Source organism: Actinoplanes siamensis (genome assembly GCF_016862395.1).
GTDB classification, from domain to species: domain Bacteria; phylum Actinomycetota; class Actinomycetes; order Mycobacteriales; family Micromonosporaceae; genus Actinoplanes; species Actinoplanes siamensis.
This window is the reverse complement of sequence record NZ_BOMW01000077.1, coordinates 29,460-41,083: the sequence shown is the minus strand read 5'-3', so window position 1 is coordinate 41,083 and position 11,624 is coordinate 29,460. Positions and strand designations below refer to the sequence as shown.

Below are 11,624 nucleotides of genomic sequence, written 5' to 3'. Positions count from 1 at the left end.
CCGGCGGGTCGCCGCGATCCAGGCGGACACCGCCGGCGCGGTCACCGCGATCTCCGAGATCTCCGAGATCATCAGCCGGATCAACGAGTTCCAGACCACCATCGCCTCGGCGGTCGAGGAGCAGACCGTGACGACCAACGAGATGAGCCGCAACGTGGGCGAGGCCGCCGAGGCCGGCGCCCGGGTCGCCGGGACGATCACCGGGGTGGCCGAGTCGGTGCGGCAGACCACCGCCGGGGTGGCCGAGGCGAACCGGGCCGCCGCGCAGCTCGCCGGGATGTCCGGAGACCTGCGCCGGATCGTGGAGCGATTCAAGCTGTAGCGCCGCGAATGACCAGCGCGGTCCGGCAAGAACCAAGCAAAGGTGCGGCTCACCGCCCGGCGGGTGACCACCACCGTCGAAACATCGGGCTCGGGGCGATCCGGTTGCTCGCTCCGGACTCCAGCATCGACGCGGACATCCGGGTGGACGGCGCCGGCACCAGCGTGGTCAGCGCCCGGTCGGCCGGCGACGCCACGTCCGAGAACGTCGACGCCCGCAACGTCGGCGCGGCCGGGGTGAACAACTGCGGCTCGTTCAACCTCACACCCAGCGGCTCCGAGTTCACTCTCGGTGACCTCGATGGCAATGACGGGGGCTGGCTCGGACCGTACCCGCCGAACGTGATCAGCTGCGCCGACCGCCCGGCCGTCGTCCCGCCTCCGGCGCCTTCTTCCTGGTGACCGATATTGTCGAAGTTTGATCCGGCGAGCCGCGGCCGCGCCCGACCTGTTCGGGCGCGGCCGTCGCTCTTGATAGCCTTGTCCGCGCATTTGCCGCGGCGGAAGAGGTTGGGAACTACGTTGAGTCAAACCCTGCTGGTCACCGGCGGCGCCGGATTCGTCGGCACCGCCCTGATCAAGTCCCTGCTGACCGAGTTCCCCGACGCCGCCGTCGTCTCATTGGACAACTACTTCACCGGCACGCCGGAGAACCACATCAACGACCCCCGGGTGACGTACCTGGAGGGGTCGACCACCGAGATCGCCAAGATCTGGGCCGGTCGCGGCCTGCCTGCCCCGGCGCTGGTCTTCCACCTCGGTGAGTACTCGCGGATCGTGCAGTCCTTCGAGGACCACGACCTGACCTGGGACTACAACCTGCTGGGGACCAAGGAGGTGGTGAAGTTCACCGCCGCCGCGGGCGCCAAGCTGATCTACGCCGGCTCCAGTTCGAAGTTCGGCAACGACGGCGACGACGAGAACCTCAGCCCGTACGCCTGGACCAAGGCCAAGAACATCGAGTACATCAAGAACTACTCGAACTGGTTCGGCCTGAACTACGCGATCGCGTACTTCTACAACGTCTACGGGCCCGGCCAGATCGGCAACGGCAAGTACGCCACCGTGATCGGCATCTTCGAGCGGCAGTACCTGGCCGGCGAGCCGCTGACCGTGGTCTCCCCGGGCACGCAGACCCGCGACTTCACGCACATCGAGGACATCGTCCGCGGCCTGATCCTGGTCGCCCGCGGCGGTGACGGCGACGGTTACCTGCTCGGCACCGGCCGGGAGTGGCCGCTGGCCGAGGTGGCCGCGATGTTCGGCGTCGAGTTCAAGCTGATCCCGGCGCTGCCCGGCGAGCGGGTCCGCGGAAAGGCCGACCTGACCAAGGCGGCCGGGCTCGGCTGGCAGCCGCAGAAGCAGCTCAACGAATACATCGCCGAGTTCGTCGCCGCCAACCCCCGCTGAGCGCCAGCGGCCTCAGGGGCGTCGCCCGTTCCCGCCGGCATCCCCGAAGCACCGGGTCCTTCACGGATTGGCGGCTTTCGCCGCGATGGCTTCGAGGATCTCGGCGGCGCGGATCGCGTCGCCGAGGGTGGCGCCGTGCGGCACGCCCTCGGCGATCGAGCGGACGAACAGCGCCGCCTCGATCACCTTGAGGTCGTCGTAAGCTCATCGCGATGCCGGGGCCGGGCCGGAACGCGGAGTACTCGCCGTCGCCCGGCCCGGCGAAGACCGTCCGGCCGTCCACGACCAGCTCGCTCATGCGGCGAAAATCCCAGATCAGGGCGCCGGTCGTACCGTGCATGGCGAAGCCGTAGCGGTTCTGCTCTCCACTCGCGACGCGGCTGGCCTCGACGACCACCCGGCCCCGCCGGCCCGCAGCAGCGGCGCGAACCAGTCGTCGTTCTCCACCGGGCGCAGCGGCCCGGCGCCGCGCCGATCCGCGGGTCGCCGAGCAACTCGCGCCAGTCGGTGGCCCAGGAGGCGAAGCCCAGCCGAACTTGACCACGGCGACACCTGTCGCATCCATCACCGTGCATGGTAATCGGCGTCGCGGGTAAGCGGTGAGCTACATCATGGAACAATGGAGGTGCATCCTATGGCGCAAAGCCTGGGATCTCCTGCCCCGGCTCCCGATTCGGGGACGATCCGGAGCTTGATCCCCGCACGCATCGACCGGCTCAGCTGGTCGCCGTTCCACACCCGCATGATCCTGGCGCTGGGCACCGCGTGGGTGCTCGACGGCCTGGAGATAACCATCGCCAGCGCGATCGGACCGGTGCTCACCGAGAAGGAAACGCTGTCGATGAGCTCGGCCGAGGTCGGCGCGATCGCCACGGTCTACCTGATCGGTGAGGTGTTCGGCGCGCTGTTCTTCGGCCGGCTCTCCGACAAGCTGGGCCGCAAGAACCTGTTCGTCGTGACCCTCGGCGTCTACCTCGCCGGCAACGCGCTGACCGCGTTGACGTGGGGCAACGACATCGCGGCGATCATCTTCCTGTATCTGACCAGATTCGTCGCCGGAGCCGGTATCGGCGGCGAGTACGCAGCGATCAACTCCGCGATCGACGAGATGATGCCGGCGAAGTACCGCGGCCGGGTGGACATCGGGGTGAACGGCACCTACTGGGGTGGCGCGATCCTGGGCACACTGGGCACCTTCGTACTGCTCAACCACATGGACCTGAGCCTGGGCTGGCGGCTCGGCTTCCTGATCGGCCCGGTCATCGGCGCCTGCATCTGGTCGCTGCGCAAGCACCTGCCGGAGAGCCCGCGCTGGCTGATCATGCACGGGCGCGAGGCCGAGGCGGAGGAGAACATCCAGCAGATCGAGCGGGCGGTGGAGTCCTCCGGGCAGACGCTCGCCCCGGTCGACGACGCGAAGGCGATAGACATCCGGCCGACCGAGTCGCACGGCTACCTGTCCCTGATCCGGGTGCTCTTCCGGGAGCTGCCACAGCGGTCGATCCTCGGCGCGACCCTGATGATCACGCAGTCCTTCCTCTACAACGCCATCTTCTTCACCTACACGCTGGTGCTGACGAAGTTCTACGGCGTCGACGAGAAGAACGCGCCGATCTATCTGATCGCGTTCGCGGCGGGCAACCTGATCGGGCCACTCACCATCGGCCACCTCTTCGACGTGATCGGGCGGCGCAAGATGATCGCCGGGACGTACCTGCTCTCCGGGGTGCTGCTGGCGATCACCGCGGTGCTGTTCGACGCGGGCGCGCTGAACGCGATCACCCAGACCGTCGCCTGGTGCGTGATCTTCTTCTTCGCGTCGGCGGGGGCCAGCTCGGCCTACCTGACGGTGAGCGAGATCTTCCCGCTGGAGATCCGGGCACAGGCCATCGCGGTGTTCTTCGCGATCGCGCAGTGCTTCGGGGCGATCGGCCCGATCTTCTACGGCTGGCTGATCGGTGAGGGGGAGGATCCGGGCAAGCTCTTCATCGGCTACCTGATCGGCGCCGTGGTGATGGCGATCGGCGGGGTGGTGGAGATCTTCCTGGGGGTGGACGCCGAGGGCAAGTCGCTGGAGGACGTGGCGACGCCGCTGTCCGCGGTCGCCACCCGACCCCGGGCCACCGGCTGACCCCGACACCCACGTGAACCTTGGTGTCCGGTCCCACCCAGCCGGACTCCGAGGGCGCCTCGACCCCGCTGGGCACCCCTGGCACCCAGCCGGAGCTGATCCGGCTGGGCTTCCGGGGTGCCTCGGGGCGGGCGCGGCGCCTCGGGCGGTTCGAACCGCGGTCGTCGCAGATACGAGCGCTGGAAGGCTCCACCGTCCGAGGATGCGCGTCAGAATTGCGATTTCGGCTTGCAGGTGCGAATCGCTAGGGTGAGTGCCGTGACGGTGTTCCAGATCGGCGAGGCGGCCGAGTTGCTCGGGGTCAGCCCGGACACGGTGCGCCGCTGGGTCGATGCCGGGCGGCTCACCGCCTCCCGCGACGAGCACGGGCACCGGCTGATCGACGGGGTGGACCTGGCCGGTTTCGCGCGGGCCCAGGCCGGCGAGCCGGACGAGCGCTCGGACTCCTCGTCGGCCCGCAACCGGCTGCGCGGGATCGTGACCGCCGTGGTCAAGGACACCGTCATGGCTCAGGTCGACATCCAGGCCGGTCCGTTCCGGGTGGTGTCGCTGATGAGCCGGGAGGCCGTCGACGAGCTGGACCTGCGGGTCGGCTCGGTGGCGGTGGCCGTCATCAAGTCGACCACGGTCGTGGTGGAGCGATCCGCATCGGGGAGGACCAGTTGAGGCTCACGTTCGCGGTCGCGGGGCTGGCGGCCGTGCTCACCCTCGGCCCGGCCGGTTGCGGCGACCCGGCCGGGACGCCGACGGCGCGGGCCGGCGAGGGCGGCGTCAGCGGGACGGTGAACGTCTTCGCCGCGGCGTCGCTGACCGAGTCGTTCACCACGCTCGGCAAGCGGTTCGAGGCGGCGCACCGGGGCGCCACGGTGACGTTCAACTTCGCCGGCAGCTCGGCGCTGGCCACCCAGATCAACCAGGGCGCGCCGGCCGACGTGTTCGCCTCCGCCGCGCCGGCGAACATGAGCACCGTCACCGCCGCCGGCAACGCCGCCGGCACGCCTACCACGTTCGTCAGGAACCAGCTGGTCATCGCGGTGGCCAAGGGCAATCCGAAGAAGATCGCCGGGCTGTCCGGCCTGACCGGCCCCGGCATCAAGGTGGCGCTCTGCGCCGAGGCGGTGCCCTGCGGCGCGGCCGCGAGGACCGCGCTGGACGCCTCCGGGGCCGCGCTCACCCCGGTCACCCTGGAGCAGGACGTGAGGGCGGCGCTCGCCAAGGTCAAGCTGGGCGAGGTGGACGCGGCGCTGGTCTACCGCACCGACGCAAAGGCGTCCTCGGGCGACGTGGACGCCATCGAGTTCCCGGAGTCGGCCAAAGCCGTCAACGAGTACCCGATAGTGGTGTTGAGGAAGGCCGCCAACGCGGCCGGCGCGCGGGCGTTCGTCGACTACGTGCTCTCCGCCGACGGCCGGAGCGTGCTGACCGGAGCGGGGTTCCAGGCGCCGTGACGAGGGGACGGGTCCCGGGTGCGCTGCTCGTGCCCGCGATCGGCGGGCTGATCTTCCTGGTCCTGCCGCTGGCCGGGCTGCTGTGGCGTACCCCCTGGGCCACCCTGCCGCAACGCCTCACCGAGCCGGAGGTGGTCGAGGCGCTCAAGTTGTCGCTGCTCACCGCGAGCCTGGCCACCCTGCTCTGCCTGGTGCTCGGCGTTCCGCTGGCCTGGATGCTGGCCCGCGTCGCGTTCCCGGGCCGGCGCGTGGCCCGGGCGCTGATCACCGTGCCGCTGGTGCTGCCACCGGTGGTCGGCGGCATCGCGCTGCTGCTCGCGCTGGGCCGGCGCGGGCTGCTCGGCGGCTGGCTCGACTCGACGTTCGGGGTGAGCCTGCCGTTCACCACGGCCGGGGTGGTGGTCGCGGAGGCGTTCGTGGCGCTGCCGTTCCTGGTGATCTCCGTGGAGGGGGCGCTCCGGGGCGCCGACACCCGTTACGAGGAGGCCGCCGCCACCCTCGGGGCGAGCCGGTGGACCACCTTCACCCATGTGACGTTGCCGCTGGTGGCACCGGGGATCGCGGCCGGTGGGGTGCTGTGCTGGGCGCGGGCGCTGGGCGAGTTCGGGGCGACGATCACCTTCGCCGGCAACTATCCGGGGATCACGCAGACCATGCCGCTCGCGGTCTACCAGACGATGGAGAGCGGCGACCTGGACGGCGCGGTGGTGCTGAGCCTGATCCTGCTGGCCGTCTCGGTGACGATCCTCGCCGCGCTCCGCGACCGCTGGCTGGCGGCGCCGTGAGCCTGCTGGACGCGCGCCTGGTGGTACGCCGCGGCGACTTCCGGCTGGACGTCGCGCTCACCGTCGGACGGGGCGAGACGGTGGCGCTGCTCGGACCGAACGGGGCCGGCAAGACCACCGCACTGCGGGCGCTGGCCGGGCTCACCCCGCTCTCCGGCGGGCACCTGACGCTGGCCGGGCGTGATCTCTCGACCACCCCGCCGGAGCACCGCCGGGTCGGCGTGGTCTTCCAGGACTATCTGTTGTTTCCGCACCTCAACGCCCGGGACAACGTGGCGTTCGGACCGCGTCGGCAGGGCGCCGGCCGGCGAGCCGCGCACGCGACCGCGGAGCGCTGGCTGGAGCGTGTCGGGCTGACCGATCTGGCCCGCCGCAAGCCGCGGAGCCTCTCGGGTGGGCAGGCGCAGCGGGTCGCGCTGGCCCGGGCGCTCGCCGTGGAACCGGTGCTGTTGCTGCTGGACGAGCCGCTCGCGGCGCTGGACGCGCGGAGCCGGCTGGAGACGCGGGCCGAGCTGCACCGGCATCTCAGCGCGCACCCGGGAGCGACGCTGCTGGTCACCCACGATCCGCTGGACGCCCTGGTGCTCGCCGACCGGTTGGTGATCGTCGAGGACGGGCGGGTGGTGCAGGAGGGCGACGCGGCGACGATCACGGCCCGGCCGCGTACCGACTACGTCGCCCAGCTGGTCGGGCTCAACCTCTTTCGTGGCCGGGGCGAGGGCCACGCCGTACGGCTGGCCGGGGATTTCGTCCTGACCGCGACAGACGTCGTGCACGGGGACGCGTTCGTGGCCTTTCCCCCGGCGGCTGTCGCGTTGCATCCGGCGCAGCCGGACGGCAGCCCGCGGAACACCTGGCCGGCGGTGCTCACCGACATCCAGCGGCACGGGGACAACCTGCGGGTCCGCCTGGACGGGCCGATCGTGGTGGCGGCCGACATCACGCCGGCCGCCGCGGCGCAGCTGGACCTGGCTCCCGGGCGCGCGTTGTGGGCGGCCGTCAAGGCCAGCGAGACCCGGGCGTATCCGGCTTCCTGAGTCCGGAGGTGATCAGCGGCCCGCTCGGCGCGGCGCGGAGTCGGTCTCGTCCGGCAACGGCTCGCCGGCATCGTCCGGCCACAGGTCGCCGGAGCTCGGCGGATCCATGACGGTGCCGGATGCCGGTGGGGTGGGCTCGGTCGCCGGCAGCAGGCTGATGGCGGCGAAGGCGCCTCCGGTGAAGATCAGGACGGCGGCGACCACGACTCCCGTGACGGTCAGCAGGCGGCGGGTCCGAACCCGCCGCTGGTCGTGGCCGCCCGAGGCGGGGGAGGCCGAGTCGCCGGAGGCCGGGCCGTGCCGGTCCGGCGCGGGCCTCGCCGCGCCGGCGAACCGCGCCCGCCCGGCCACGGTGCCAGCCATCCGGGTGGACCGGTCCGCGACAGCACCGGCCCGCGTCGCGGCGGCCGCGACGCTGCCCCGGGCCGCGTCGGCCGCGCGCGCCGGGACGGGAGCGGCCGCCTCCGGCGGATGGGGGCCGGCGCCGGGCTGTGGCGGCCGCGCCCCGGCCAGGTGGCTGAGCAGCCGGGTCGGCGTGATGCCGTCGATGCTGCGCAGGTGGCGGCACTGCGTGATGATCTCGTCGGGTGAGGGCCGCGCGGCCGGATCGCGGGCGACGCAGGACCGGATCACCGCGGCGAGCCGCGGGTCGACGCCTTCCAGGTCGATCTGCTCGCGCATCAGGCGCAGGTAGATCGCCTGGAACGAGCCATGGCCGTACGGCCGCCGCCCGGTCGCCGCCCAGGCCATCGTCGCGCCCAGCGCGAACACGTCAGCGGCCGGCGTGAGCCGGTCGCTCTCCACCATCTCCGGCGCGATGTACCCGGGTGTGCCCATCGCGATCCCGGTGAGCGTCAGACCGCTGGCCCCGGTCCCGCGGGCCAGGCCGAAATCGATCAGCTGCGGCCCGGTTGCCGACAGGATCACGTTCTGTGGCTTGAGGTCCCGGTGACAGATGCCGTGCCGGTGGATGTCGGCCAGCCCCTCGGCCAGCGCCGCCATCACCTCGGCGCAGGCGCCGGGCGCCATCGCGCCGTCCGCCTCGACCGCCGCGGACAGCGTCGGCCCGGGAATGTACTCGGTGGCCATCCAGTACGGCGGCGTGTCCAGCTCGCAGTCGATCAGCCCGGCCGTGTACGCGCTGCGGACCGCCCCGAGCATCTCGGCCTCGCGCCGGAACCGGGCCACCGCCTCCGGATGACCCAGGTAATCCGGGCTGATCACCTTGATCGCGGCCGGCCGGCCGCCCGGCGACCGTCCCAGATAGACAGTGCCCATCCCGCCGCTGCCGAGCGACCCCTCGATCTCGTATCTGCCGACCCGCAGCGGTTCACCGGGCAGAAGTGGCCGCATCGATCCGCAATCCCCTTCGGCCGTAGATCAGCAAGAGACCCGCACATGGTCGCAGATGCTTCAAAACCGCCTGGATCCGGGACGATTTCCCGAACGTCCTTTTTGTTCAGGTGGACCAGGCCGCTTCCGGCCGCCGGCTCGTCAGGCCGCCGGGACCAGATTCCCGGGGTACGTCGTACCGAGCTCCTGGAAGACCGCCGCGTTCAGGGTGAACGCCAACCGCGACTCGTTCACCAGGACGTCCAGCTCCCCCGGCGAGAGTTCGAGCGCGTCCAGCCGGGCCCGGTAGACCGCCTTGTACGCCTTCGGATCGGCGATGCGATCGAACCGGTAGAACGCCGTGCCGCGCCGGTCCAGCCCGTACGTCGCGGCCACCTCGCGCCCCACCAGCTGCCCGCCGGAGAGATCGCCCAGATAGCGCACGTAGTGATGGGCCACGAAGTGCGCCGGCGAGGTGTGGCAGTGCTCGCGCAGCCGTTCCGCGTACCGCCGGGTCGCCGCGACCGGCTCGACGTGCGCCTCCCAGTCCGGGCCGTACAGGTGGGCCAGATCCGACTCCAGGGCGGCGACCCGGGACAGGGCCGGGTCGGCGAAATCGCCTGCCACCGGGTTGCCGCGCATGGTCACCGCCGCCGCCTCCAGCTCCCGGTAGACGATCAGGTACTGCGCGGTGAGCGCGGCGAAGCCGGCCGGCGGGACGGTGCCGCCGATCAGCCGGGCGATGAAGCCGCGGGTCTCGGCGTCGCGGTGCTCGGACATGGTGGCTTGGCGGAGGCGTGCGGCGAATCCGGTCATCTGTCGGCTCGTCCTTCCTGGCGGCGGTGGGGAGGACGCACGACCGCGGGCGTCGTACTCGATCATGCTGCGGGGGCGGGGCGGTGTCCAATGCCGTGGCATCGGCCGGCACCGGCGCCGAGATCGGGTACGGGATGTCCGGCCGGGTGCTCGCCGGCGCGGTGCGGCTCGCGGCGCCGGGCGTGGACTGGACGCCCAGGTCGGTGGGCCGGCGCGCGGGTGCGGCGACCAGCGCTGCACCGACGGACATGGTGCTCCCTACGATGGGTGCGGACCGGCCGGGAATCGTTGCGGAATTCCCGGCCGGTTCCCCCGCCCGAGCGCCGCGGGTGCGGCTGGCCCTACAGGGTGGTCATCGGCCCGTTCAACCACGATGAGCACCAGCCGGCGGGTCCGGCTGGTGCTCATCGTGGTCATCGCCCCCGTTTCGACGACGATGAACGCCGGCGTGGGCGGGTTGGCCGAGGGGGAAGCGGCGGCCGGCCGCTGGGGGGAGGCGGCCGGCCGCTGGACGAGGTCGCGGGTCAGCCGCCGAGGGAGGCGGCAGCCGAGGCGATGGCCGAGGCGAAGTAGCTGACCTGGGTGTAGACGCCCGGCCTGTTCGGGCGGGCGCAACCGTCGCCCCAGCTCACGATGCCGACCTGGACCCAGGCGTTGGAGGCGTCGCGGCGGAACATCGGGCCGCCGGAGTCGCCCTGGCAGGTGTCCGTGCCGCCGGAGGCGTAACCGGCGCAGATCTCGTTGCTGGCGATGATCTCGCCGTTGTACATCGAGCTGGAGTTGCAGGTGGCGTCACTGACGAACGGGACGGTGGCCTTGAGCAGGTAGCGCTGCTGCCCGCCGCCTTCGGTCGCGGCGCCCCAGCCGGCGATGGTGAACGTCCCGGAGTCGTACGCCGTGGTGGTCGCGATCGGCAGCGTGGCCAGCGTCGTCACCGGGCTGGACAGGCGGATCAGCGCCCAGTCCTTGCCGTTGCCGTTGTAGCCCGGGGCCCGGTAGACGTAGTTCGACTTCCGGGTGATCTTGCTGGTCGAGTTGAGGTCGACCACGCCCAGGGTGGCGGTGATCGAGGTGTTCGTGCCGGTCCCGCTGACACAGTGCGCGGCGGTGAGCACCAGGTTCGGGCTGTAGAGCGCGCCGCCGCACCCCATCGACAGCCGCACCATGAACGGGAACTCGCCCTGCGCGGCCCGGGTGCCGCCGACCACGTTCGCGTCGGCCTGCGCCGCGCCCGGTGCGGCCAGCGCGCCCATGGTAGCCGCGGTGACCGCTGCTGCCAGGGTCGCCAGAAGGATTCGCCATCTGCGCATCTTCGGTTCTCCTCGTCCCGGGGGGTACGCCCGGTGGGGCGTGAGGAGAGCGTGCCAGCTGCATCCATATTCCTGGATATCCCAAACGGCTCATACCGTGGCGGTGATCGAGGCATGGAGATTCTTGTTGACGGCAGGTGTTGACGGTCGTAATTTTCATCAATAACAACAGTCGATGAAAAGGATGACCGGGTGCGTGTCACGAGCGAGGAGTACCTGCGGCAGGTCCGGGCCGTCATCGACCGGGTCGGCGCCGGTCAGGCCGGCGACAAGCGCCGCGCCGCGGAACTGCTGGCCACGAGCGTGCGTAACGGGGGCGTGATCCAGGCGTTCGGCTGCGGCCACTCCGAGGCGCTGGCCATGGAGATCGCCGGCCGGGCCGGCGGCCTGGTCCCGACGAACCGGATCGCGTTGCGTGACGTCGTCCTCTACGGCGGCGACCCGCTCCAGGTGCTGGCCGATCCGATGGTCGAGCGTGACCCGGCGATCGCCCACCGGCTGTACGAACTCGCGCCGGTCAAGCCGGACGACGCGTTCGTGATCGCCTCCAACTCCGGGATCAACGGCGCGGTCGTCGAGATGGCGCTGCTGGTCAAGGAGCGCGGGCATGCCCTGATCGCGATCACGTCGGAGCGGCACTCGGCCGGCGTCGTGTCCCGGCACCCGAGCGGCCGCAAGCTCGGCGACATCGCGGACGTGGTGCTGGACAACGGCGCGCCCTACGGCGACGCGGCGCTGCCGCTCCCGGGTGGCGGCGCGGTCGGCGCGGTCTCCTCGATCACCGCGGCGCTGCTGGCCCAGCAGATCGTCACCGAGGTGGTCGCCATCCTGCTCGCGGCGGGGATCGCCCCGCCCGTCTACCTGTCGGACAACGTGCCCGGCGGAAAGGAGCACAACGCGGAACTGGAGGCGCGGTACGCCGGGCGCATCCGGCGTACCGCATAGGAAGACAGCCCAGACGAACTCGTCAACCCTCTCAGAACGTACCCCATCATCCCGAATCCCCCTAGGGAGAATCCGCCCATGCTTATCAA

The 11,624-nt window shown here is 71.3% G+C and carries 11 protein-coding genes and 2 pseudogenes; 9 read left to right on the top strand and 4 right to left on the bottom strand.

The annotated features are described in order from the left end of the window. The 3 genes and pseudogenes from Asi03nite_RS33470 to Asi03nite_RS33460 all read left to right on the top strand — a co-directional run. Positions 1-322: pseudogene (locus Asi03nite_RS33470) on the top strand (methyl-accepting chemotaxis protein); the annotation flags it as partial. A gap of 80 nt (positions 323-402) precedes the next feature. Next, positions 403-723 (top strand): annotated as a pseudogene (locus Asi03nite_RS33465) (glycosyl hydrolase family 28-related protein); the annotation flags it as partial. 120 nt (positions 724-843) lie between these two features. Then, a complete protein-coding gene (locus Asi03nite_RS33460; protein WP_203684519.1) occupies positions 844-1,731 on the top strand; it encodes an NAD-dependent epimerase/dehydratase family protein in 888 nt (295 codons plus the stop codon). Between the two features lie 60 nt (positions 1,732-1,791). On the opposite strand, the gene Asi03nite_RS38665 is transcribed toward Asi03nite_RS33460, so the two are convergent. Further along, complete coding sequence (locus tag Asi03nite_RS38665; RefSeq protein ID WP_275409513.1) at positions 1,792-1,917, bottom strand: hypothetical protein; 126 nt, start codon at positions 1,915-1,917, stop codon at positions 1,792-1,794. A 505-nt stretch (positions 1,918-2,422) separates the two neighbouring features. Between Asi03nite_RS38665 and Asi03nite_RS33455 the strand changes: the two genes are divergently transcribed. From Asi03nite_RS33455 to Asi03nite_RS33435, 5 genes are all read left to right on the top strand, one after another. Continuing rightward, positions 2,423-3,862 (top strand): MFS transporter, encoded by a 1,440-nt coding sequence (locus Asi03nite_RS33455; RefSeq protein WP_239103104.1) that lies wholly within the window; start codon positions 2,423-2,425, stop codon positions 3,860-3,862. Positions 3,863-4,120: 258 nt separating this feature from the next. Continuing rightward, positions 4,121-4,528, top strand: a complete 408-nt coding sequence (locus Asi03nite_RS33450; protein WP_203684517.1) for a TOBE domain-containing protein — start codon at positions 4,121-4,123, stop codon at positions 4,526-4,528. Continuing rightward, entirely contained in the window at positions 4,525-5,310 is a 786-nt protein-coding gene (gene modA / locus Asi03nite_RS33445; RefSeq protein WP_203684516.1) for a molybdate ABC transporter substrate-binding protein, read from the top strand. The genes Asi03nite_RS33450 and modA overlap by 4 nt, the downstream gene beginning before the upstream one ends. Further along, complete coding sequence (locus tag Asi03nite_RS33440) at positions 5,307-6,095, top strand: ABC transporter permease (RefSeq protein ID WP_203684515.1); 789 nt, start codon at positions 5,307-5,309, stop codon at positions 6,093-6,095. The genes modA and Asi03nite_RS33440 overlap by 4 nt, the downstream gene beginning before the upstream one ends. Continuing rightward, positions 6,092-7,132 carry an ABC transporter ATP-binding protein gene (locus tag Asi03nite_RS33435; protein ID WP_203684514.1) on the top strand — a complete coding sequence of 347 codons (1,041 nt, stop codon included), beginning with the start codon at positions 6,092-6,094 and terminating at the stop codon, positions 7,130-7,132. The genes Asi03nite_RS33440 and Asi03nite_RS33435 overlap by 4 nt, the downstream gene beginning before the upstream one ends. Before the next feature lie 12 nt (positions 7,133-7,144). Here Asi03nite_RS33435 and Asi03nite_RS33430 read toward each other — a convergent pair whose 3' ends face one another. From Asi03nite_RS33430 to Asi03nite_RS33420, 3 genes are all read right to left on the bottom strand, one after another. After that, positions 7,145-8,485, bottom strand: a complete 1,341-nt coding sequence (locus Asi03nite_RS33430; protein ID WP_203684513.1) for a serine/threonine-protein kinase — start codon at positions 8,483-8,485, stop codon at positions 7,145-7,147. A gap of 141 nt (positions 8,486-8,626) precedes the next feature. Then, entirely contained in the window at positions 8,627-9,280 is a 654-nt protein-coding gene (locus tag Asi03nite_RS33425; protein ID WP_203684512.1) for a biliverdin-producing heme oxygenase, read from the bottom strand. 524 nt (positions 9,281-9,804) lie between these two features. Further along, on the bottom strand, positions 9,805-10,590 hold the full coding sequence (locus tag Asi03nite_RS33420; RefSeq protein ID WP_203684511.1) for a S1 family peptidase: 786 nt from the start codon (positions 10,588-10,590) through the stop codon (positions 9,805-9,807). Positions 10,591-10,782: 192 nt separating this feature from the next. Between Asi03nite_RS33420 and Asi03nite_RS33415 the strand changes: the two genes are divergently transcribed. Further along, on the top strand, positions 10,783-11,535 hold the full coding sequence (locus tag Asi03nite_RS33415; protein ID WP_203684510.1) for a sugar isomerase domain-containing protein: 753 nt from the start codon (positions 10,783-10,785) through the stop codon (positions 11,533-11,535). Positions 11,536-11,624 lie beyond the last annotated feature (89 nt).